Genomic DNA, 24,403 nt, shown 5'->3' on the forward strand with positions numbered 1-24,403 from the left:
ATTACCTTTTATATTAGTTTGTGAACGGGTGGGGAACTTCTTCACCCGTTTTGCGTTGGTTTTACATTTACATTCCAATCTTCTGATGTTAGCTCAATTGTTTCCATAGCCTGATAACATAGGCGTTGAATACTTTGGGCCGATAAATTCACTTCAATGAAATACTCATTTTCGAGTTTTCTGATTGCTCTAAATCTACTCTTGTCTTTGCCAATGTATCGTGGAAAATTATAGGCCAATACTTCAAATTTGGCAGGTTCAAGATCGGCCACGACGTTTAAAGTTTTTTCCATTACGTCCCTCCAGCTTTCCACCGGAATTTGTTGACCGAGAATAGTTAACGAAATTGGGCTTGTTCCCGTAACTTCTGTTAAATCAGTGGGTGAAGAATTGTCACTTCCAAAGAAACCCCAAATGGTTAAAGCTCTTTGTGTTAAAACTTCAGCTCTTTCTTCGATATCCTTCCTCGTCCAAGTCAAATTATTCTCGAAATATTTATTTAATTCAAGATGACTTTCAGTTAGAGTTTGCTTTTTTGTTGTGAATGACTCGTTTGACAGCTCTGAATTATACCCGGTTAATGTTAAATTTCCAATAGTGTGTAAATATAAATCGTGTGTTTCTTGCCAATCGTCACCAAGGGCATTTTGCCACCACTCAGAAATTGTCTGAGGCATTATATGCTCAATTGATAGATTGTTGAAAGGAATTACTTCTTTATGGCCGAAACCTTCTTCGAAGGTTTCTAATATCAATTTCGTTTTTATCTGCCTATCACCTGCTCCATAGAATTTTGCATCTTTGAATCTCAAAGAAAACTCATTATCTTTTGGATATCCTCTACCTTGCAAAACTGTTTTAAGTCCTTCAACGATGTTTTCTGAATATTTAGGTATAACTTGTGGGTATATTGACGGAAAGATTTTATTTAATTGATTAGAGGGAACATTACAAACAAATCGTCTGATCAAATAATTTTCAAGAATTTTTAAAATATCTACAAATTCGCCTCTTGATATTATTTTCTTTTCATAATCGTCATAAAAATTTAGAAGTAATGGATATGCGGTAGTTACTTCAATTCTATTTAACCTTTTGAAATATTTTTTTAAATTATTTTCTGGCTCTTCATCCGGTTCTATGAGACGTTTGTAATAAACAGAAAACTTTTTTAGCTCTCGTAAATAATCTATCGCATTCGAGACAGAAACACTTTCTTTTAAAGAGTAATAGACATCTCCCAGTTTTATTGTATTTCCATTTCGCATTAAAAAGTGTCTGATAAATTCGGTTAAGTTATCATCTAAAGATTTTTGCATTGGAAGCCAATAGGTGTTGTATATTTCTTCTTGGCTATCGATATGGATTCTCATGAAAAAATAATTTCTTATTAGATCCGACTGAGATAATGCGCGTCCTTTAGCATTTAAACTTTCAAATACCAAGTACGGATTATCATCAGAGTCAAGCACGATACTTACGACGGAAAAATAAGTTGTAATTATTTTTTTTAATTTATCCGATTCTATTTCTTGTTGGCGAAATTTTTTGTCAAAGAATACATACGCTTTTGTTAGTTGATTATCAATCTCGTTTGGACTCCCATTGATTAAATTTTGAAAAGCTGTTCTATCAACCTGGGTTGGCAGTAGCTTAAAATAGTCTACTCCATCTTTATACTGATTTACTAAAAGAGTGTTGTTTATCTCATCAGCGAATCTATTATTTTGATTCTCCCGTGCCTTATTTCTTAAAAGAATAAGCAATATAAATATGGTTGTTATTCTTTGTTGACCATCAATAAGCAGATATTTCGCAACTCCTTCTGGTACGGAGGTTGTAGGCATATTAACAATAGAGCCAATAAAGTGAGTCCTTGGAGTTTCTAACTCATTAATTTCTAATAAGTCTTTCCATAATGTATCCCATTCTTTAATTGTCCAACTATAAGTACGTTGAAATAATGGAATTACATACTGTTTAGTGCCTTCTATAATGTCTTGGAGTTTAGTTTCTTTTGCTTGCATGAAATAAGAGATTAGGTTAATCTTAATCTAAGATAGTGCGTTTAATTTATTAAATAAAAAAGGCCAACTGATTTTTCAACCAATTGACCTACGTATAAAAAAAGCGTCTTGAACCTTGATTGGCCTGATTAGAGGATTTTCATGAATTGGTTGATTACTTCAACTTGCATAGTTTTCAAGGCAATCTTTTAATCCTAAAATCAAAGTTTTGCTGTCTCATGCAAACCACATTCTTTTTTGGATTGATCTTCCCACCACCAGCGGCCTGCACGAAAATCTTCACCTTCGGCTACGGCACGGGTACATGGCATACAGCCGATGCTTGGGAAGCCTTTATCATGCAGTGAATTATATGGAATATTGTATTGTTTAATGTAAGCTTTCACTTCGTCAAGCGTCCAGCTAAAAATAGGGTGGAACTTTACCAGTTGGTTTTGTTCGTCCCATTCCAGGTCATGCATGTCGTGGCGGTTAACCGACTGCTCCGCACGGATACCTGTAATCCAGATCTTATTGCCCTTTAAGGCACGCTTAAGCGGTTCTATTTTACGGATCCCGCAGCATTCCTTACGGTTTTCAACCGATTCGTAGAAGCTGTTGGGCCCTTTTTTGCTTACCATTTCTTCCAGCAATTCGTTATTGGGATAGTAAGCATGAATTGGCTTCTGATACCTGTTCATGGTAGCCGCCCAAACTGAATAGGTTTCGCGGAACAGCCTGCCGGTTTCAAGCGTAAATACTTTGATAGGCAGGTTATTGGCAAATATCATATGACTGATCACCTGGTCTTCCCATCCAAAGCTGGTTGAAAATATAACTTCACCAGGAAAAAGCTCTGCCAGTTTAGTCAGGGCTTCAACCGGATTAAGTCCGGTAGTTACACCTTGTATTTGTTGTAATGCGGTGCTCATTTTATATAACCTTAGTAATAAACATTATAATAGAACGGATACTGATGAGGATAACAATTACTGATACCGCCACCATGATAGTTTTCGCAGAGATCTTATTAGAAATCTTAGCTGCGATTGGCGAAGCAAGCGCACTGCCTAAGATAAGCCCTCCGACAGCCTGCCAGTGATCGCTGCTTACCATGGCTATGAAGGTTATTGAGCCCATCATTGCCACAAAAAAACGTGAAAGCTTAACAGTGCCTAACGAAAAACGTGGGCTCCGGCCACCGGCTATCAGGGTTGATAACACGATTGATCCCCAGCCACCGCCGCCAACAGCATCGATAAAACCACCGCCTAAACCCAGCAGCGAAATGCGTTTTACCTTATCGGCCGATTTTTTCTTTTGTGTATTGAATGCCTTCCTGAATATCACTATACCCAATATCAGGGTATAAACCGATACAACAGGTTTGGTATACATACTGTAATGCTCAAGCGAAGATAGGAGATAAGCTCCCGTTACCGCTCCTATTATACCGGGAATAACTAATAACTTAAATAGTTTCCAGTTGATGTTGCCCATGCGATAATGCATCCAACCGGCTATACCGCAACTCATGATCTCGGAAAGATGTACGCCCATGCTGGCCGAGGCCGGAGGGATACCCATAGAAAGAGAGAATGTGGTTGAAGTAACTCCGTATGACATACCAATGGCGCCGTCGATCATTGCAAATACAAACCCGGCACCTAAAAAATAATAAAAGATAGGATCGATGCCAGTTACGAAGTGCTTAAAGTTCGGCTCCTTGAAATAAAGTGCCGTTATACCAATGGCCAGCGATATGATAATGGTTGACCAAATTAGCCAAATGAAATTTTTCCGGTTAACAGGTTTTGGTTCAACCAATACGGAGGTTACGCTATTTAGTTTTTTTACCTTGTCGGCAAAATCGCCTTCAAGGGTATTTCTTAGTTCGCTCATTTGCTGCAAAGTAATGTCGAGTTCAGCAGGGAGGCTTTCATTTAATACTTCTTTTAATCGTTTTGCCACAGTGGGTGATTTTCCATTGGTAGATATGGCTAATTTCAGGTCACCCTTTTGCACTATCGATCCCAGGTAAAAATCACATAATGCAGGCTTATCGGCTACATTGATCAGTAGCTTTCGGTCGTGAGCTGCGCTGCGGACATAGCTGTTAAGCTCACTATCGTTAGTAGCGGCAATAACAATATCTGCATTGTTCAGGTCGTCATCTGTAAATGATTTTTGTACAATACGGATACCGGGATATTGCGATGCAAGCGTATGTACCTCGGGCAAAAACTCGCGCGAAATAACGGTTACCCTCGCGCTGTTGCTGTTATTAAGCACAGCGGTAAGTTTTTCCAAACCAACATTACCGCCGCCTATAAGCACAGTATGCAAGTCATTCAGTTTTAAAAAAACAGGGAAAAGCTGATTGCCTTCCTGTTTCATATCCTGAATATTGGTTAAACTCCTATCCCCGGGCAACAACGTCATAAACTTCTTGTATCAGTTGGAATTTTGGATGAAGCGACACTACCTCGCCTAAAACAATAATTGCGGGCGATGAGATCTTGCTTTCTTCAACAGCATTAACAATTGTATCTACTGTAGCAACAGCTATTTTTTCATCATCTGTCGATCCGCTTTGGATAACGGCTACAGGTAGTTTGTTCCTGCCTTGCAGCTTAAATATTTCAGCGATCTCGGCCAGCTTATGGATCCCCATCAATACAACCACTGTAGCATTTGAGCGTGAAGCATCAATAAGATCGTTAGAGATCTTGCCGTTTGCAGTAGTGCCTGTAACAACCCAGAAACTTTCGCTTAAACCACGATGCGTAACAGGGATCTGCTGTAATTCGGGCACGGCTATCGAGCTTGAGATGCCAGGAATAACTGAAGCCGGTATCTTATGCGCTGCAGCAATAATGAGTTCCTCGTATCCGCGACCGAATACAAATGGATCGCCGCCTTTTAACCTAACCACATGGCCGTAGTTTTTGGCATAATCAACCATAAGGTTGTTAATAGCTTCCTGCGAAAAGGTGTGATCGCCTGAACGTTTGCCAACGTAAACTTTTGTTGATGTTTCGGGAGCGTATTCAAGCAGTTCTTCATTAACCAACGCATCGTATAAAACAACATCAGCTGTTTTTAAAGCTTTGATGGCTTTCACGGTTATCAGGTCGGCGTCGCCGGGACCGGCACCCACCAGTGTGATGCGTGGTTCTTTTATATTTTTATTAGTTTCAGTCATTATTGTACAAGCGCCTCTCTCTTATCCTTGCTTCTGCTTAAAAATTCTGTAGCCTGTGCTAAATATGTTGTGGCAAATTCTTGTGACGGCTCATTTTGGTTGAGTTGTAATACCAGATCATTAAAGCTCCCGTTCAATTCAAACTCGCCTTTTTCAACGTATTGTGCATCAAACTCGCGGATCACACCTATTTGTGTACTGCTATTAACACCTTTGTCAAGCAATAGCGCTTTTGCTGAGCTAACAAAGACATTATAAGCATGATAAATAGCGTCAGCCCAGCGGCCATCAGCATAAGCTTCGTTAGCCCAGCCTAATTTTTCTTCCGATTCAAACAGGAGGGTAGCTACCAGGTCGATGATCACACCGGCGCATTCACCTACGCCTATAGCGGTAACAAATGTTTCCTGGTGGCCCCAGTCAATGTATTCGTCATCGGTAAGAGTAGTTAAATCGGCAAGTGGTTTCAGCAAACGGTAAAAATAATCTTTACCCTGCCTGTCGTAATATTCGTGGTAGGTTTCGCCCTCCGGTGAAAACTCTTTATAGTCGTTCAGTAAATACCTTAAAACATCTGTAGCACGTTTGGTTGGCACTTTGATCACCCTTTCGGCAGCGCGGCCAACGCCGTCGCCAACGGTACCGCCGCCTAACATTACCTGTACCGAAGGTAATACTTTGGCACCTGCTTTAAGCGAGCTGCCGTGGAAACCAATGTGGGCTAAGCCGTGCTGACCACAAGAGTTCATACAACCGCTTATTTTGATTTTGATTTCGCGGTTATAAATAAAATCCTCGTATTCGTTATAAATCAGATCTTCCAGTACGCGCGCCATGGTCATGCTGTTGGAGATACCAAGGTTGCAGGTGTCTGTACCCGGGCAGGTGGTAACATCAGCAATGCTATCAAAGCCCGGCGCAGCCAGTTCAAGCTTAGCGAGGCCTTCATATAAAGCAGGCAATGCTTCTTTTTGAACATATTTTAAAAGCAATCCCTGGTTTTGAGTAATGCGGATCTCGTGACCAACCAATGGCTCCAGTGTTTTAACCAGTGCACGGGCAGTATCTGATGAGATATCACCTACAGGCACTTTAATATACACGCCGTAAAAACCTTTTTGCTTTTGCTCAAAAACGTTGGTAGCCAGCCATTGCTCATAGCGCAGCGGGTTGCTGATGGTTACTTCAGGATAGCTATCAGTTGGTGGTAAAGCCGGGGCATCAACAGTATCCCGGTTGATAGGGTATGATTTTACTTTGTTGGCAGTACGCTCGATTTTGGTTAAACGCAATACTTCATCCAGACCTAATTTTTGGATAAGGTATTTCATACGGGCTTTGTTGCGGTTATTGCGTTCGCCGTAACGGTCAAAAACACGGATCACTGATTCGATATAAGGGATCAGCTGATCTTCTGGTAAGAACTCTTCAACAATACTGGCTAAAATTGGCTGTGCACCTAAACCGCCGCCAAGCATGATCTTAAACCCACGTTCGCCATTGGCGTTTATTTTAGGGATAGCACCGATATCATGAATGTATGAAAACGCTGTATCCTCATCGCTTGACGAGAAAGATATTTTAAATTTGCGGCCCATTTCCTGGCATATCGGGTTACGCAGAAAATAATCAAACGTAGCATATGCGTAAGGGGAAACGTCAAATGGTTCTTTTGGGTCAATACCTGCAGTAGGAGAGGCTGTAACATTACGCACGGTATTGCCACATGCTTCGCGCAGGGTGATGTCATCCTGTGCAAGCTTAGCCCAAAGCTGGGGTGTACGGTCAAGACTTACATAGTGGATCTGGATGTCCTGGCGGGTGGTAAGGTGGAGATTACTGCTCCCAAACTCGTCAGAAATCTCGGCAATCTTCAATAGTTGCTTAAAGCTAACTTTACCAAAAGGTAGTTTAATACGTACCATTTGCACGCCTGGCTGACGCTGGCCATAAACACCGCGCGCCAAGCGCAAGCTTCTGAATTTTTCATCATGAATTTTACCTTCACGAAAAGCATGGATCTTTTTTTCAAGATCTATAATATCCTTCTCAACAATAGGGTTCTCCAGTTCCGTTCTGAAGCTCTGCATATTCTATGTATTAATCTTTTATAAAAAAGCCCCTTTGGCTGTGGCTAAAGAGGCATATATGGTTAAATATTACGTTTACAGCCTCGTTTTCTCATTGCACATATAGCAATAAGTCAGCTGGTTAAGACAAGTAATATTAATGCTCTCACGATTCATTTCCCAAATATATATATAGTATACGGAAAAAGTAGCATTTAATTTAAAAAAACTGTGTTATGACAGTTTTATGAAGTTTTAAAATTAAACGCTGATGAGGGTGGTTTCGCGTTTGATGATATCGGCGATGCTGGTTTCGCTTAATATTTTAAGTGTGGCATCTCTTACATCAACAAATACATCCCTTATGCCGCAAGTGCTTTCCTGGTGGCATTCATCGCATTTGTGGTAAAAGTTTAAGCTGGCGCAGGGCACCATGGCAATAGGTCCGTCGGTTATACGCATGATACTTACCAGGAATATTTCTTTGGGATCGCGGTTAAGGCTGTAGCCACCACCTGCTCCTTTTTTGCTGTAAAGAAACCCCGCATTGCGCAGATCAAGCAGTATCTGCTCAAGAAACTTTTTAGGGATTCGTTCAATTTCGGCAATCTTCGAAATTTGCATAGGCGGCTGGTCCATGTTCTTGCCAAGAACCACAAGTGCCTTTATAGCATACTTAGTTTTTTTTGAAAGCATTTTCTAAAATAAAACTCACAAAGGTAAATAAAGATATTCTCTAAATTAACTATTTTTTCGAGTAATATTATAGATTATATAGAAAGGATATTTTATACAGACATTGTTATATAAAAGTTACAACTGATGCCTGTCTGAATGACCGAGGCTTTTACCCGGGTTAACTTTATCACGAACGGCCTGTTTTAACTCTTTGATTTCTGGGAAATGGCCATCAAGCTTGCGGTCAAACAGCGTTTCTTCATCAATGCTTATCGTATATCTGCCGCTCACTTCGCTTGGTTTTAAGGTAACCCCATTTAGGTCATCGGTAAAGGTTGTAAGCAGTTCCTGGGCCATATAAGCGGCACGCATCATCCAGTTGCATTTTGGGCAATATTCAATAATTATAGTTGGTTTCATGCTGTTGTGATTGGTTGCTTTGCTACAATAAATCTATCCTCAGTATGGGTACTTAAAACCTTAAGTTCGTCACCCACAGAAATTATGCCTGTATTTTCATGTACCAGGTTTTGTCCAAACATGATCTTATTGTTTTTCATACGGTAAGAAGCCAGGGTTTTTAGAGGCTCCTTAGCTTTCAGGGCTGTTTGCTGATCGATGGTGGTTAACACACAACGTGCGCAAAGTTTTGCCCCGTAGAAGGTTATCCCTGCTATTGTTATCTGGTTCATCAGGTCCTCGCTATAAGCATCACCGCCGGTAAAAACTATATTGGGACGAAAGCGGTTCATTGGCAAAGGCAATGGCATTCGTTTGTTAAGGTCATTAAGCGAAGCCTGCCCAATAAGCAGGAAAGGATAGGCATCTGCAAATGAAGTGATCATGCCGGGTTTGGCGTAGCGCTGGTCAACTTCGCGTTCACTGTCATCGGGCATGTAAACGAGGCGGCATTTCATATTGAGTGCTTCGCTGAACCACTGGTCAAATCCATTATTTATGTATTGTCCCATGCAGGTGTCGTCCCATACAGTAAATTGTTGTAAGGGGTTTCTTTCGCCATTAAATGGAATTAATAATGACCCGCCCGAATGATGATGTACAGCTACACCATCAGTTTCTACTGTCGTTTTGATCAGTGCCATTTGCGGAAACTCCCGTTGGGTTATAAAGTGCCCGTGTTCATTAACCAGCATCCAACGCCTGTCGTGTTGTAAACCGCGACGGGTAACCTCCGCATTTTGTACCGCAACGCCGCCCAATGATTTAATAGGGTAGATGTATAATTCGCTTACTTGTAGCATGGGGTAAAAATAAATAAAAGAACCATGGTTTTCAGGATTAGAGGATTTCATGATGGCTGAATAAAACTTATTATCAAGGTAATCCATCAATCCCATAAATCGTGGTTCACACTTTTCTTCACAATCGATTGCTATATCGATTTTTAATTAATATAATTGTTTTATCCAATCTCAAAACCAATTTATAAACTATGCCATTAAGTAATATAAACGGCAAGGCTAAGGCTAATAATACCTATGATGCCATTGTAATAGGGTCAGGCATCAGCGGTGGCTGGGCAGCAAAAGAGTTATCCGAACTTGGCTTGAAAACCATTATGCTTGAACGGGGCCGAAACTTTGAGCACATTAAAGATTATAAAACTGCTAATCAGGACCCCTGGGACCGACATCATGCCGGTTCGCCAACCCAAGCCCAGCGCAAGCAACGCCCGGTGATCTCACGCAACTGGGGAGCGACCGAACCCATTATGGATTACTGGACTGACGAACAGGCCGCACCATATACCGAGATTAAACCGTTTAACTGGTGGCGTTCATACCAGCTTGGCGGTCGCTCCATTTTATGGGGCAGGCAAAGCTACCGCTGGAGTGATTTTGATTTTGAAGCAAATGCCAAAGATGGGTGGGCCATTGACTGGCCTATTCGATATAAAGACCTTGCACCCTGGTATGATCATGTAGAGAAATTTGCAGGAATCAGCGGCTCATTGGAAGGCTTACCGCAACTGCCCGATGGTCATTATTTACCGCCGATGGACATGAACGTGGTCGAAAAGGATGTTGCTGCCCGGATCAAGAAAAACTATAACGGAGCAAGGCATATGATTATTGGTCGTTCCGCGAATTTAACAGCCGCAATTCCGGGACGTACGGCCTGCCAATTCAGGAACCGGTGCTGGGAGGGTTGCCCTTTTGGAGGATACTTCAGCACGCAATCATCAACTTTGCCTGCTGCTTTGGCAACCGGCAATTTAACGGTCAGGCCATTTTCTATCGTTACTAAGATATTGTATGATAAGGATACAAAAAAAGCCAAAGGGGTAGAGGTGCTTGATGCCGAAACCAACCAAACTTATGAGTATTATTCAAAGATCGTTTTTGTAAACGCCTCTGCTTTGAACAGCGCCTGGGTATTGATGAATTCGGCTACCGAAATTTGGCCTGATGGTTTGGGCAGCAGCAGCGGAGAGTTAGGCCATAACATTATGGATCATCATTACAATCTCGGCGCAAGCGGATTGGTTGAAGGTTTTGAAGATAAATATTATTACGGTCGCCGGGCCAACGGTATTTATGTTGCGCGTTTTGCCAACCTGTTTGGCGATAAACGCGATTACCTGCGTGGTTTCGGTTACCAGGGCGCGGCAAGCCGTATGGGATGGAGCCGTGAGATTGCTGAATTGAACATTGGAGCCGACTATAAAGACGCACTTACAGAGCCAGGTCCGTGGACTATAGGCTTAAGCGGTTTTGGTGAATTGCTGCCTTATCACGAAAATAAAATTACCCTTGATAAAACCCGCAAGGACAAATGGGGGTTGCCTATTTTAGCGATGGATGCTGAGATCAAAGAAAACGAAAAGAAAATGCGCTTTGATATTGTAAGAGAAGCCAAAGCGATGCTTGAAAGTGCTGGTGTAAAAAACATTGAAACCCACGACCGCGGCCACAACGTTGGCGATGGAATTCACGAAATGGGTACTGCAAGGATGGGACGCGACCCCAAAACATCAGTATTGAATGGCAACAACCAGGTATGGGACGCCAAAAACGTCTTTGTTACCGATGGCGCAGCTATGACCTCATCAGCATGTCAAAACCCATCATTAACGTACATGGCAATGACGGCCCGCGCCGCTCATTTTGCTGTAGATGAATTGAAGAAAGGGAATTTATAATTTGGTGATTAGTGAGTGGTTGATTAGGTGAATGGTTTGGCACTAATTGTCAAGTTTTAATTAACCACTCACTTAATCAACCATTCATCAAACATAAAACTCAATACTCACTTAATCAATATATCAACCACTCACCAACTATGAAAAAACTACTTACCATTTGCCTTTTAATAGGCGCACTAATAAGCCAGGTACTTGCTAAAGATAAGGTACTGATATTTTGTAAAACCGCGGGATTCCCTCATAAATCAATAGCGGTAGGCGTAACTGCAATAATTAAACTGGGGCAGGAAAATAATTTTGATACAGACAGTACCACTGATGCCGCGAGGTTTACGGTAGATAATTTAAAACAATATAAGGCGGTAATATTTTTAAACACCACCGGCGATGTTTTAAATGATGCCCAACAAACTGCATTTGAGCAATATATTAAGGCCGGCGGCGGTTTTGTTGGTGTTCATTCCGCAACTGACACCGAGTATGAATGGCCATGGTATGGTAAACTGGTAGGGGCTTATTTTAAAAGTCATCCAAAACAACAGGAAGCAACATTACATGTGGTCGACCGTAATTTTATTGCCACTAAACATCTGCCCGAAACCTGGAAGCGATGGGACGAATGGTATAACTATAAATGGATAGGTGATGATCTGCACGTACTGATCAAAATAGATGAGAAAAGCTACACCGGCGGCGAAAACGGTGATAATCACCCAATGGCATGGTATCATAACTTCGATGGCGGCAGGGCCTTTTATACCGAATTAGGTCATACTGATGAATCATATGCTGATCCATTATATTTGAACCATCTGTTAGGTGGTATCAAATATGCGATGGGAAGTAAATAGTCTGAATCAGAATTTACAGAATTAAAGAATTTTCAGAATAGCCATAATAAAAGAGCCTTACTAATCGAAACTTAGTAAGGCCTTTTTGATTCTCTTAATTTTTCAATTCTGTAAATTCTGATTCAGACAATTACGCATGCTGTATCGCTTCAACAAGCGCTTTATTATGTTTATATCTGAACACAAACGGGAAGATAATAGCAATTACCAAAGCATACCCGGCAAACGTAAGCCAGATCCCATGCCAATCTTTACCACCGCCCGGCAGCAAAAAGAAATGATCGATAATAAGGCCGCTTGCGATGCTTCCGAAGAATGCCCCGAAACCGTTTACCATCATCATAAACAGGCCTTGTGCACTTGCCCTGATATCAGGAGTAGCCTGTGTTTCAACAAACAGCGAGCCCGATATATTGAAGAAGTCGAAAGCCATACCGTAAACAATGCATGATAAAACAATCATCCATAAACCACCGGCTGGATCGCCAAAGGCAAAAAGGCCAAATCGTAACACCCAGGCCAGCATACTAAATAACATTACATACTTAATACCGAATTTGCGCAGAAAGAACGGGATCAGTAAAATAAAAAACGTTTCAGAAAACTGGGAAATAGACATGATAATGGCCGGGTATTTTACGCCGACCGAATCTTTATAAATGGCTATATTTTTAAAGTCTTGTATAAAGGTATCACCGTACGCATTGGTAAGTTGCAGTGCTGCGCCCAAAAGCATCGAAAATGCAAAGAAAATAGCAAACTTTGGATCTTTGAATAGTTTAAAGGCATTTAGCCCCAATGAATCAACAAACGATTTGTTATTTGCTTTGGCCGAAAGTGGCGGGCATTTAGGAAGACTAAAAGAATAAATGCCAAGTGCAAGGGCTACGGCCGATGCAATATAAAACTGGTTGGGAGAGGTTTCGTTGTGTGTGAGACTCACTGTCCACAACGCAGCTATGAATCCAATAGTTCCCCAAATCCTGATAGGAGGATAATCTTTAACTACATCTTTGTTGTTACTTTTTAACGCCGAATATGCCACTGTTATTGATAATGAAAGGGTTGGCATATAAAAGATCATGTTGATCAGCATTACCCAGAAAAAGGCGGAAGGACTGGTAATTAAAGGCAAGGTAAATAAGGATGCCGCCCCTAAAATATGCATGATACCGTAAAGCTTTTCAGCATTGATAAACCTATCGGCTATGATACCGGTAAGGGCAGGCATAAATATTGCCGAAATACCCATGGTACTGAAGATTGCCCCAAATTGTGCGCCCGACCAATGTTTATCCTGGAACCAGTATGCACCAATGGTAAGCAACCAGGCACCCCAGATAAAAAATTGCATAAAATTCATCAGTATTAAGCGGAACTTAATATTCATATGGTACCGGGTTTAAATAATTTTAGTCAGTGTTAAATTAAAAGCGGAAAGTAGTGAAATAAATGTAAATCAGAAAGCTACAAGTGTAGAAATTACGATTGTTAAACAGAAATCCGGGGTTGGATTTCTGTTTAATATTATTATTTGTGATAAATTATCTTTTGGCAAATCCGAAATCGAAAATCCGAAATCATTAGGATGCTTTACGCTTGTTCAGTTCATCGCGGATCTTGGCGGCTTTTTCGTATGATTCTTCGGCCAGGGCTTCCTGGAGTTTGGTTTTCAGCTCCTCGGTACTGATAGAAGCATAACCGCTCACTGATGCGCTCACCGATTTTTCTTCGGGCGTTTCGTTGATATTTTCCAGGTAAACAAAATCGTTGCCTTCTATAACAATGCCCGCAGTTGAAAGAATAAATTCATAAGTGAAGATAGGACAGTCAAAGCGTACAGCTACTGCAATAGCGTCAGAAGTGCGGGCATCTATTTCTACAGAACGCTTTCCGTCGCTGCAAACCAGTTTGGCATAAAATATCCCATCAACCAAATTATAGATGATCACTTCCTGAACTTCAATCTGGTAAGCCTGGGCGAAGCTTTTGAACAGGTCGTGCGTAAGCGGGCGGCTTGGGGTCATTTTTTCTATTTCGATAGCGATAGCCTGAGCTTCAAAGCTTCCGATGATAATAGGCAAGCGACGACGGCCGCTAACCTCGCCTAAAACAAGTGCATAGGCGCCCGATTGAGTTTGACTGTATGATAAGCCGACAATATCAAGCTTTATTTTTTTCATGTTATTCCCCATCACACCTGTATTTATGCTGAAGCTTTATATTCTTTAACGGCTGCTATTAATTTAGGGAGTACTTCAAACGCGTCGCCCACAATTCCGTAATCTGCCACCTTAAAAAACGGTGCTTCCGGATCTTTGTTTATGACTACAATAACTTTTGATGAACTTACCCCGGCCAGGTGTTGAATTGCACCTGAAATACCGACTGCAATATACAAATTTGGACTGACAGCTATACCGGTTTGTCCAACGTGTTCGCTATGCGGCCTCCAGCCAGCATCTGATACAGGTTTTGAACATGCAGTAGCTGCGCCTAAAAGTTCGGCAAGTTCTTCTATCATGCCCCAGTTTTCGGGGCCTTTTAAACCGCGACCGCCCGAAACAACGATTTCAGCATCAGGCAATGAAACTTTATCCGTTGAACGAACGATTTCTTTAATCATCGCCTTAAAGTCTGAAGCTTTAGTTTCAACACTAAAGTCCTCAACCTGGGCAGTACCGCCAGTTTCAACAACTTTATAAGAGTTGGGCACAAGCGCAATAACTTTTATGGCGGAGGTAAGCTCGACAGTTGCGAAAGCTTTACCTGAAAATGCTGTCTTTTTTACTTTAAACGAGCCGCCTGTCTGTTCAGGTAAAGCAACCGCTCCGTCGGCAACACCGGCTTCCAGTTTAACACCTATCCGGGGCGCTAAACCACGACCCGAAAATGTGTTTGATAGTACCACAACAGCCGAACCTTCTTTTTTGGCCGCCTCGGCTATGACAGAGGCGTAGGCCTGGTTTACAAATTCCTTCAATTTATCTCCTGATACATTAAGCACTTTATCTACACCGTATTTACTTAATAAAGCTAATTCGGTGGCGTCAACGTTGCCTATTGAAACAGCGGTAAGGGAAGTATTATTTTGATCGGCAATGGCGCGGGCATAAGAAACGGCTTCAAAAACTGATTTCTTGAATTTGCCCCCGGTATTTTCCGCATATATTAAAACTGACATATTTATCTGTTAATGATTTAGATCATAATTTATATAACACGCGCTTCGGTATGCAGCAGCTCAACCAGTTTAGCAGTATCATCAGCAGGTATAAGCTTCACCTGGCCGCGTGGAGCAGGTGTTTCATAACTAATGATCTCCGAAAATGTTTTTACCTCAACCGGTTCAACAACTGTAAGTGGCTTGGTTCGGGCAGACATAATGCCGCGCATATTGGGTATTTTGGGTTCGGCCACACCTTCGGCCGTACCGGCTACAAAAGGATAGGGAATAGTTAAAACCTCTTTACCACCTTCAATCTCGCGCTCAACGGTTGCCTCTGTGTCAGCGGCATCTAATTTTTTAATGATGGATACCGATGGCAGATCAAGCAGTTCGCCAAGCATACCAGCAACTTTTGATCCATTATAATCAATAGATTCACGACCTGTCAGGATCAGATCAAAAGGATTTGATTTTACATATTGCGCAATCTGATATGCTACATACCAGGCATCGTGCGGTTTAGCGTTTATTCGTATCGCATCGGTAGCGCCAATGGCCAGGGCTTTACGTATAGTGGCTTCTGTATTTGCTTCCCCAACATTTATTACAGTTACTGTACCTTTACCGCCGTCGGTTAGTTCAATGGCGCGGGCAAGTGCAATTTCATCATAAGGGTTAAGTATAAACTGAACGCCGTTTGTATTAAATTGCGTGTTATTATCAGTAAAAGTTATTTTTGTGGTGGTATCAGGAACATTACTTATACATACCAGAATCTTCATATCAATAGGTTTTTGCAAATTTAGTTAAAAAAGATAGAGTTTAAAATGGAGTTAAGCAGATTGAATAAGCTGTTGGAATTTATAAAAAATGAACCGGATGATGAGTTTCTGAAATATGCCCTGGCAACAGAATATCTGCGTCTGAATGAGACAGATAAGGCTCTTGCTTATTATGAAGACCTGGTAAATAACCACCCCGGCTATACAGGTACCTATTATCATTTGGGTAAGCTTTATGAAGCGCTAAACCGAAAGGATGACGCCATTAAAACTTATGAAGCTGGTATGAAAGTGACAAAAGAAAAGCGCGATAACCATGCTTTTTCTGAATTGCAGGCAGTATATAGGCAGGCAATGGGTTTTGAAGAAGACGATGACGATTATTAGTAGTTCATAGTTAATGGTTAATAGTTCATGGTAGCTCCGCAGTATTGGCTCGTCCATTTTTCGTGAATATATCTATGATCTGCCTGCTATGAACCATGATCTATGAACTATCTGCAAAAAACTATCTGCGAATATACAAATGAAGAAACGGCAACTATTATTTCTGCGGGATGTGCTAATTTATACTTTTACCGCTTTTGGCGGACCGCAGGCCCACATTGCTGTTTTGCTGCGCGAATTTGTTGAAAAACGAAAATATATTACCGAAGATGAGTTGATGGAGCTTAACGCCTTATCGCAGGTATTGCCCGGCCCTTCGTCAACCCAAACGCTGGTTGGGATAGCCTGGAAAGTGGGTGGACTTAGGCTGGCTATTATTACATTTTTAATTTGGATCCTGCCCTCGGCTACTATTATGTGTATGGCGGCTATCAGTTACAGTATGGTTGCTAATAAGGCCAAATTTGCTCATGTAATCAGTTATGTACAGCCTATAGCGGTAGGCATAGTTGCTTATGCCACTTATACATTTGCCAATAAATTTTTGAAGACCAGGGTCAGCACCATGCTGGCTATTGGTTCACTGATTGTGACACTCATCCTTCAAAATGCTTATGCCTTTCCGATACTCATATTGCTTGGCGGCATTATATCGTCGGCCATGGAAACCCAGCAGCATGAAAACGAATTGAGGGTAAAACTATATTCAAATGTAAATCCTAATAAAGTAGCATACTTTATAGGGATTCTGCTTTTTTTCGCTGCTTTAGGTGCGGTTGTAAATCAAACGTCCCCATTAAGTTTACCAATCCGTTTATTTGAAAACTTTTACCGCAACGGCATCCTTATTTTTGGAGGGGGACAAGTGCTGGTACCACTCATGTATACCGAATTTGTTGAGGTTAAGCATTACTTAAGCCGGTCGGAGTTTTTGTCGGGATATGCTTTGCAGCAGGCTTTGCCGGGGCCTACATTTTCATTTACTTCGTTTTTGGGCGGCATAACGCTTGGCAACAAAGGAAACAGCATTTGGGGGCAGGTAATTGGGAGCCTGGTTGCTGTTATTGGCATCAATACACCAGGCCTTATCCTGATCCTCTTTATTGTGCCGTTTTGGGAGGATCTGAAGAAGATTACACGTATAAAAAACTCACTGAGCGGTATAAATGCAGTAGCTGTAGGTTTTATGGCTACTGCGCTGATTTTACTGGTAAGGCCTTTTGGCTTAAATTGGACAGCCTATGCCTTAATGATCGGTACGTTCCTGGTGCTGCATTTTACCAAAATAAAAACACCGATAGTGATCATTATCGGCGTGGTTTTAGGAATAATATTTTAGCCTCCTGGCCCCCTAAAGGGGAGGTTAGGGAACCCAGGGATTACTTTTAACGGCATCATATTCCACAATCAGCAATTGAGAATTACCTTTAATCCTTTCTCCAACTGTTTTATCAATTTTGGTTTATCAGCTACAAAATGCAGTGAATTTGCCATAAGCACCCCATTCAGCAACCTAACGCCGATCTGCTCATTTACAAAATCGACTTTTCTGAAATCTATTTTGACGTCATCACTAAACGCAGGAAAATGTTGTTGTGTTTTGTTGATGGCTGTAATATAACTTTCCGGAGGCAGCAAGCTTGCAAGGGCAAACCTAAATGTGCCGTTTTCGTAACCCGGATCTGCACAGCATTGTGGATGTTCACTTGTTATTCCTTTTTATAAGCGCTATAGCTCCGGGCTGTTGCAGGCCTGAAATGAGGATCTAAAACTCTTCGGCCGTGCTACGGCTGTCAATAAAGGGCGAACTATAAAGATTTATAATTAAAAGCTTGTAATCAACGATGAAAGTCCATTCTGATGTTTGATTTTTTTTATGGGTAACCAGGTCTTCGCAGCCGAACGCATAGTCGATATCTAATACTATCCGGAAACTTCCCTGGCCTGTGTTCTCATCAAATTTGATCCTGTCGAAATTTAAACGGGTTACTTCCGGCGAACCTTCCGGCCTGAATTCGCGCTCAAGCGCATGTTTAAGCTGTTCGTAGTTTGCTGAAAGAGGCTTAAATATAACATTCAGAAAACTTAACAAGCTGGCAGGTTCATCCTTTAGCTCATCGAGCTGCCCTTTGTGAAGTTTAATTTGCAAGCTGTTTATCATCAAAACAAAATTAAAAACAAAGCCGGATTAAATGAAATGCGAAATAGAACGAGTGTTTTTGCGCATTTTGTAAAAAAAAGAGCCGGATAAATTTTGATGCCGAACTGGATATCCTAAGTTAAAAAGAATTAAAAGAGGAATGCCTTATTTTTATTTTTTAATTGTTTTTATTACAATAATTACTAAATGAAATCGATTGCTTTTGAATATTTTTCAAAACCAAAGTATGTCCCGTTTCTTAGGATGTATCAAGAATGTCTCCGCTATAAATCTTAACTTTTAAATGGCCCGTTTAGTAAAAAAGGCTTGTTAGAGATCCTGGTTTTGAGTAAAGTGATGATTTTTTAATATTTTTTTAATAATTGTTGTTTTGACAATAAAAGTTTTTACATTTAGCTTTCTATAGTAGCCCAACCTATTTAATTATAAACCAGTTAAGACCAATTCATGGAGATTTTGAACGATGCTCATATTATTGAGCAATTAAAATTGGGGAACAAGGAGGCCTTTGAAGCAGTATTTAAAAAATACTATAAGCTGCTTAATGTATCGGCCTTTTATATTTTACGGGATGAAATGGAAGCTGAAGATACCGTTCAGGGTTTTTTTGTTGATCTTTGGGAAAGACAATTATATACCAATATTAATTCGTCATTAAAAGCTTATTTAACTACAGCAATCCGTAACAGATGCCTCAAAAAAGTTGAAAGCGAAACACGAACGCAAAAAAAATTGGTAGATTATAAATATACACTTACCGAAATAGAGGAGGAAGAAACACCTGTACCGGAAATTTATCCTGAAAAAGTGCTGGCCGATTTGTCGATACAGCGGATGCAGGCTTTTACGCTGGTGCATTATGAGCATAAAAAGTATAAAGATGCGGCCCTTGAAATGGGCATTAGCATAAATTCTTTGAAAACTCATTTAAAACTGGCAATAAAAACTTTAAAAGAAGGGTTAAAGAGTGCCAAATAAGTTCACCCTTTTTATCCATAATGAGGTCTTATAAATAATGACATACAATAAAGCGTATTTTCAGGAACTGATAATTGAGCAAATTACAGGCGTAATAAGTGAGGAAGACAGTCATTTGCTTGAACAGGCTATACAAAATGATCCCCGGATTAAACAACTGTGGGATGAAATGCAACAGGTACTTACTTCAAATAAAGCTCAAACCTTCTTTAATAATATTGATGAAAATAAAGCCTGGGATACAATCCAGGCCGAAATAAAGCCGGTGCGATCGATCAGGCCTGGCTGGGCAGGCGCAGTAAAATGGCTTTCTGTAGCAGCTTTATTATGCATCGCGTTTACCGCAGGATATTATTGGCGGCAAATGCCTGTTAATGCTCTTGTTGCTGCAAAAAAGAATCTTAAAACACCGGCCATTGAGCTACGATTGGCAAACGGGCAGCATATCAACCTGTCTGATACCAGCAAAAAGGTGATCAATATGTCGTTTGCTCATTTAAAGAAAAGTGTTAACGGTTTAAGTTACCAGGTGGATAATAGTAAAAGTGAAGAGTGGAGCACACTCGTTATTCCTTCAAAATTAAACTACCGGATAGTACTTTCAGACGGTACACAGGTTTGGTTAAATTCTGTATCAAGCCTGCGCTTCCCGTTTTCATTTTTAGGCAAAACCAGGGAAGTGTACTTAACAGGCGAAGCTTTTTTTAAAGTTGCAAAAAATGCTGCCCACCCGTTTATAGTTCATACAGGCCAAACTGATGTAAAAGTTTTAGGTACTGAGTTTAACGTAAATACTTATCATGCCGGTGAAACAGTAACTTCGTTGGTTGAAGGCTCGGTATCAACAAGCGGTCAGGATAAACAAAAAATGCTTTTACAACCTGGCTACCAAGCTGTTTATACATCGGGGGCTGGGTTTCGGGCCCAACCATTTGATTCTGCTGTTGAACTGGCCTGGATGAATGATATTTATTATTTCCATAACATTAAACTTCACGATATAAGCGATGTGCTGCTCCGCTGGTTTGATGTAAAAGTGGTTTTTGACGATCCAGCGAAAGCCGACGAAGCATTTAGTGGTGCTATTCAAAAAAACAAACCAATTGAAGTTTTCATTCAAAATATTAAAGCATCTGCAGGAGTTTCGGCCCTTTTAAAGGAAGGGGTTTTACACATCAGGTAAGAAAGCGCCACGGTTAAACCACAACCTGTTTCCCGGTTATTTAATGCCTGGCCCTTAAGCGCCATGGGAATCATTTGCCCTTGTTTGTCAAATGGGTAGCATTAGTAATGCATTGAAATAGTGTTGATTAACAATGTTTGTTTTTCATTGTAATAAAAAAAATACAATTTTTCTTGTTTCCGTTCACCCGTTTTAGCAGGAACAGGTCTTAGAGAAAACCAATCGTAAACCCAATAAATATGGAGAGAATTCTATTCAGCCGGCGGCTTATACTGCCCTTTATTTTTCTTTTATTGGTAACCCGGTATAGCGCTGTACAAGCGCAGGGTACTGGACCAATAACACTTAAAAAGGCTAACATCAGTTTGGCCGATGTATTTAAATCAATCAAAAAGCAAACGGGCCTAACCGTTTTTTACAGTAACACTCTTTTGAATGACAAAGAATTGGTTACTGTTGATTTTAAAAACGCTGAACTGAAAGAAGTGTTCGGCGTTCTTTTGAAAGGAAAAAACCTGAATTATGTAGTGCGTGACCAACTCGTTGTTATTGAAAAGAGCGAACCCGCGCCCGTTGTAAACCCTCCCAAAAAAGAACCTGCAGGAGCCGTCGTTCCTAAAAAAGTGCAGGGGATTGTTTCTGACGACAAAGGCCTTACTTTACCAGGTGTAAGTGTTAAGGTTAAGGGAACCATGAACGGCACACAGTCAGACATGGATGGAAAGTACACTCTTAATTTAAAGGAAGGCGGAGGGTCAATTATTGTATTTTCATTTGTGGGATCAAAATCGCAGGAATTTGATCTTGCAAACTATTCTCCATCAGCCGGCGGCGTTTATAAAATTAATGTGCAAATGGGCGCTGATAAAAATGGCCTTGAAGAAGTTACCGTAGTTGCCTACGGTACGCAAAAAAAGGCGAGCCTTGTTAGTTCGATTACCTCTATAAACCCTAAACAGCTCAAGGGGCCGTCAAGTAACCTTACCACCATGTTGGCAGGCGTTGTACCGGGGATGATCTCTTACCAAAGAAGCGGTGAACCGGGTGCTGATAATGCCCAGTTCTTTATCAGGGGCGTGGGTACGTTTGGAGCTGGTAAGGTTGATCCGCTGATATTGATCGATGGTATTGAAATGGGCACCACCGATCTGGCAAGGCTTCAACCGGATGACATATCGGGCTTTTCGGTGCTGAAGGACGCTACAGCCTCATCACTATATGGTGCAAGGGGGGCAAACGGTGTAATATTGGTTACAACTAAGCGTGGTGAGACGGGGGCTGTAAAATTCAATATCCGCGGTGAAAATTCAACATCATCAAACGTTAAGAATATTGATCTGGCCGATAATATTAGTTACATGACATTGGCTAATGAAGCGGTACTTACCCGTAATCCGCTGGGCATCTTGCCTTATTCGCAAAATAAAATAGACCATACTGCAAAAGGTGATGACCCGCTGTTATATCCCAGTAATAATTGGATCAAGCAGTTGATCAAAACCAAAACCAATAACCAACGGTTTAATATGAACGCCAGCGGCGGGTCAGAAAAAGCTAAGTACTATCTGGCCATGACCTATAATATTGATAATGGCAACCTGGCCGAGAACAGCCTTAACAATTTCAGCAATAACATTAAGCTGCAATCATATTCTCTTTTATCAAATACAACTTTAAACCTTACTAAAACCACTGAGGCGGTGGTGAGCTTAAAAGGCCAGTTTGATAGTTATCATGGGCCTATCGGCGGTGGTGGTTACACTTTTTTAAACGCCCTTTGGAGTAACCCTGTCGCTTTTCCGGCAATTTATCCGGGTAATTTGCTGCCATATGTAAATCACCCGCTTTTCGGTAATGCCATTATACCTGGTGGCGGTTTGTATATGAATCCTTATGCGCAATCCCTGTCTGGTTTCCAAAGCTCAAATACCAGCACACTGACAGCGCAATTAAGCTTAAGTCAAAAGCTTGATTTTATAACGCAGGGTTTATCGGCAAGGGCAATGGCGTATACTACGCGTTATTCATACTTCACTGTTTCACGTCAGTATAGTCCTTATTATTACCAATCGGATGTAGTTAACGGAACGTTTAATGGCTTAACGCTACTTAATAACGGTTTGGCAGGCAGCAGCATTGGCAATACGCCAACCGAATATTTGACTTATAATCAAGATCCGGCGTTAAATGTTTCTAATTCCATAGCTTACATTGAAACGGCGGTAACCTATAACCGCACCTTTGCTCAAAAACATGCTGTTAGCGGGTTACTGATCGGGACTATGCGTAACTATCTTACAGGTAATGCCAAAACATTACAATTATCATTGCCGTCACGTAATCAAGGGGTATCGGGCAGGTTTACCTATGGTTATGATAACCGGTATCTGTTTGAGTTTAACTTTGGTTACAATGGGTCTGAGCGTTTTGCAAGTAATCATCGTTTTGGTTTTTTCCCGTCTGTGGGTGCGGGTTGGGTAGTGTCGAACGAGAAGTTTTTTGAGCCATTACTTTCAACTATTGATAATCTTAAATTCAGGGTTACCTATGGTTTAGTAGGTAATGATCAGATCGGAAAGCCGGAAGATCGGTTTTTCTATTTGTCTGACGTTAGTTTAAATAATGGCGCCTATGGCCAGTTTGGTACCAACTACCTATATAGCAGGCCGGGCGTAGCTACCAGACGTTATGAAAATCAGAATATTACCTGGGAGCAATCAAGGCAAACTAACCTCGGTATGGATTTAACTGTGGCCAAAAACTTCACCTTAACAGTTGATGCCTACCAACAAAAACGTGACAATATTTTAATGGTACGCAGCACCATCCCAACCTCTATGGGTTTGCAAGCTGATATATCTTCAAACGCAGGTAAATCATCCAGTAAAGGTGTGGACATTGCTATGGATTACAAGAAAAACTTTAACAACTCTTTCTGGATCCAATCGCGCGGTACGCTTACTTATGCTAAGAGCAAGCTGTTGAAAAATGAAGAACCTGTTTACCCAAATAACCTTCAATACCTGAGCAAAGTAGGTAATTCCTTAAGCCAGATATATGGCCTTATAGCCGAGCGGTTATTTATTGACAATGTAGAGGTAGCCAACTCGCCCGTCCAAAGCTTTGGCGACTATAAAGCCGGCGATATTAAATACCGCGACATGAATGGCGATGGAAAAATAACCAGTTCGGATATAGTGCCGATAGGGTATCCGCAAGTGCCGGAAATCATCTACGGTTTCGGTTTTTCTGTTGGGTATAAAAACTTCGATATCAGCGCGTTTTTCCAGGGCTCGGCAAGGTCTTCTTTCGTCATCAATTCAGCAGATATTTCTCCGTTTTATTTAGTGAGCGGCCTGCAGAACAACGGCCTTAACACAGGTAACCAAAGCGGTCTGTTAAAATCAATTGCCGATGATCACTGGTCTGAAGATAATCGTAACCCTTACGCGTTTTGGCCACGCTTAAGTAATACTATACAAGCCAACAACAGCGCAACCCCAAATTCTCCAACATCAACATGGTGGTTAAGGAATGGCTCGTTCCTGCGCCTGAAGTCGGCAGAACTTGGATACAATTTCAATAAGAGTCAACTCAAGTTTATCCATTTGAATAGCGCACGTATCTATCTAAACGGCTTAAACCTGTTAACCTTCAGTAGCTTCAAGCTTTGGGATCCCGAAATGGGAACCTCAGGATTGGGTTACCCGATTCAAAAAGTATTTAACGTGGGCCTGCGGGTAGAATTTTAAAAGCTTTCAAATTAAT

Annotated in this window: 20 protein-coding genes; 7 read left to right on the plus strand and 13 right to left on the minus strand. The window is 41.1% G+C overall.

The features are described 5' to 3' along the window. Nucleotides 1-41 precede the first annotated feature (41 nt). From IEX80_RS02920 to IEX80_RS02955, 8 genes are all read right to left on the minus strand, one after another. Entirely contained in the window at nt 42-2,027 is a 1,986-nt protein-coding gene (locus IEX80_RS02920; protein WP_176624520.1) for a DUF262 domain-containing protein, read from the minus strand. Nucleotides 2,028-2,227: 200 nt separating this feature from the next. Beyond that, entirely contained in the window at nt 2,228-2,938 is a 711-nt protein-coding gene (locus IEX80_RS02925) for a phosphoadenylyl-sulfate reductase (RefSeq protein WP_090525400.1), read from the minus strand. A gap of 1 nt (nt 2,939) precedes the next feature. After that, entirely contained in the window at nt 2,940-4,403 is a 1,464-nt protein-coding gene (locus IEX80_RS02930) for a TSUP family transporter (RefSeq protein ID WP_229701494.1), read from the minus strand. A 22-nt stretch (nt 4,404-4,425) separates the two neighbouring features. After that, nucleotides 4,426-5,211: a uroporphyrinogen-III C-methyltransferase gene (cobA, locus tag IEX80_RS02935; RefSeq protein ID WP_090525404.1), complete on the minus strand. Its 786-nt coding sequence runs from the start codon at nt 5,209-5,211 to the stop codon at nt 4,426-4,428. Then, nucleotides 5,211-7,301: a ferredoxin-like domain-containing protein gene (locus IEX80_RS02940; RefSeq protein ID WP_090525406.1), complete on the minus strand. Its 2,091-nt coding sequence runs from the start codon at nt 7,299-7,301 to the stop codon at nt 5,211-5,213. Before IEX80_RS02940 ends, cobA begins: the two co-directional genes overlap by 1 nt. A gap of 240 nt (nt 7,302-7,541) precedes the next feature. Then, complete coding sequence (locus IEX80_RS02945) at nt 7,542-7,976, minus strand: RrF2 family transcriptional regulator (RefSeq protein WP_090525408.1); 435 nt, start codon at nt 7,974-7,976, stop codon at nt 7,542-7,544. Nucleotides 7,977-8,093: 117 nt separating this feature from the next. Continuing rightward, nucleotides 8,094-8,378 (minus strand): Rdx family protein, encoded by a 285-nt coding sequence (locus IEX80_RS02950; protein WP_090525410.1) that lies wholly within the window; start codon nt 8,376-8,378, stop codon nt 8,094-8,096. Further along, nucleotides 8,375-9,220 (minus strand): MOSC domain-containing protein, encoded by an 846-nt coding sequence (locus IEX80_RS02955; protein ID WP_090526211.1) that lies wholly within the window; start codon nt 9,218-9,220, stop codon nt 8,375-8,377. Before IEX80_RS02955 ends, IEX80_RS02950 begins: the two co-directional genes overlap by 4 nt. Before the next feature lie 191 nt (nt 9,221-9,411). Here IEX80_RS02955 and IEX80_RS02960 point away from each other — a divergent pair, with 191 nt between their 5' ends. Both IEX80_RS02960 and IEX80_RS02965 read left to right on the plus strand, forming a co-directional pair. After that, nucleotides 9,412-11,121 (plus strand): GMC oxidoreductase, encoded by a 1,710-nt coding sequence (locus IEX80_RS02960; RefSeq protein WP_188831871.1) that lies wholly within the window; start codon nt 9,412-9,414, stop codon nt 11,119-11,121. 140 nt (nt 11,122-11,261) lie between these two features. After that, nucleotides 11,262-11,975, plus strand: a complete 714-nt coding sequence (locus tag IEX80_RS02965) for a ThuA domain-containing protein (protein ID WP_188831872.1) — start codon at nt 11,262-11,264, stop codon at nt 11,973-11,975. A 130-nt stretch (nt 11,976-12,105) separates the two neighbouring features. On the opposite strand, the gene IEX80_RS02970 is transcribed toward IEX80_RS02965, so the two are convergent. From IEX80_RS02970 to IEX80_RS02985, 4 genes are all read right to left on the minus strand, one after another. Next, entirely contained in the window at nt 12,106-13,365 is a 1,260-nt protein-coding gene (locus IEX80_RS02970; protein WP_188831873.1) for a nucleoside permease, read from the minus strand. A 193-nt stretch (nt 13,366-13,558) separates the two neighbouring features. Beyond that, entirely contained in the window at nt 13,559-14,158 is a 600-nt protein-coding gene (locus IEX80_RS02975; protein WP_091164922.1) for a bifunctional nuclease family protein, read from the minus strand. A gap of 23 nt (nt 14,159-14,181) precedes the next feature. Then, entirely contained in the window at nt 14,182-15,159 is a 978-nt protein-coding gene (locus IEX80_RS02980; protein ID WP_188831874.1) for an electron transfer flavoprotein subunit alpha/FixB family protein, read from the minus strand. 29 nt (nt 15,160-15,188) lie between these two features. After that, on the minus strand, nt 15,189-15,926 hold the full coding sequence (locus IEX80_RS02985; RefSeq protein ID WP_188831875.1) for an electron transfer flavoprotein subunit beta/FixA family protein: 738 nt from the start codon (nt 15,924-15,926) through the stop codon (nt 15,189-15,191). Between the two features lie 45 nt (nt 15,927-15,971). Here IEX80_RS02985 and IEX80_RS02990 point away from each other — a divergent pair, with 45 nt between their 5' ends. Continuing rightward, nucleotides 15,972-16,313 (plus strand): tetratricopeptide repeat protein, encoded by a 342-nt coding sequence (locus IEX80_RS02990; RefSeq protein ID WP_090525421.1) that lies wholly within the window; start codon nt 15,972-15,974, stop codon nt 16,311-16,313. A 139-nt stretch (nt 16,314-16,452) separates the two neighbouring features. Beyond that, nucleotides 16,453-17,652, plus strand: a complete 1,200-nt coding sequence (chrA, locus tag IEX80_RS02995; RefSeq protein ID WP_090525423.1) for a chromate efflux transporter — start codon at nt 16,453-16,455, stop codon at nt 17,650-17,652. Nucleotides 17,653-18,078: 426 nt separating this feature from the next. Here the strand turns inward: chrA and IEX80_RS03000 are convergent, their stop codons facing one another. Further along, on the minus strand, nt 18,079-18,474 hold the full coding sequence (locus tag IEX80_RS03000) for a hypothetical protein (protein WP_090525427.1): 396 nt from the start codon (nt 18,472-18,474) through the stop codon (nt 18,079-18,081). A gap of 447 nt (nt 18,475-18,921) precedes the next feature. Here IEX80_RS03000 and IEX80_RS03005 point away from each other — a divergent pair, with 447 nt between their 5' ends. The 3 genes from IEX80_RS03005 (at nt 18,922) to IEX80_RS03015 (ending at nt 24,387) form a co-directional block, all read left to right on the plus strand. Beyond that, nucleotides 18,922-19,452 (plus strand): RNA polymerase sigma factor, encoded by a 531-nt coding sequence (locus tag IEX80_RS03005; RefSeq protein ID WP_176624545.1) that lies wholly within the window; start codon nt 18,922-18,924, stop codon nt 19,450-19,452. 37 nt (nt 19,453-19,489) lie between these two features. After that, nucleotides 19,490-20,635 carry a FecR family protein gene (locus tag IEX80_RS03010; RefSeq protein WP_188831876.1) on the plus strand — a complete coding sequence of 382 codons (1,146 nt, stop codon included), beginning with the start codon at nt 19,490-19,492 and terminating at the stop codon, nt 20,633-20,635. Nucleotides 20,636-20,874: 239 nt separating this feature from the next. Next, entirely contained in the window at nt 20,875-24,387 is a 3,513-nt protein-coding gene (locus IEX80_RS03015; RefSeq protein ID WP_188831877.1) for a TonB-dependent receptor, read from the plus strand. Nucleotides 24,388-24,403 lie beyond the last annotated feature (16 nt).

It is taken from the genome of Mucilaginibacter rubeus (genome assembly GCF_014643835.1).
Lineage (GTDB): Bacteria > Bacteroidota > Bacteroidia > Sphingobacteriales > Sphingobacteriaceae > Mucilaginibacter > Mucilaginibacter rubeus.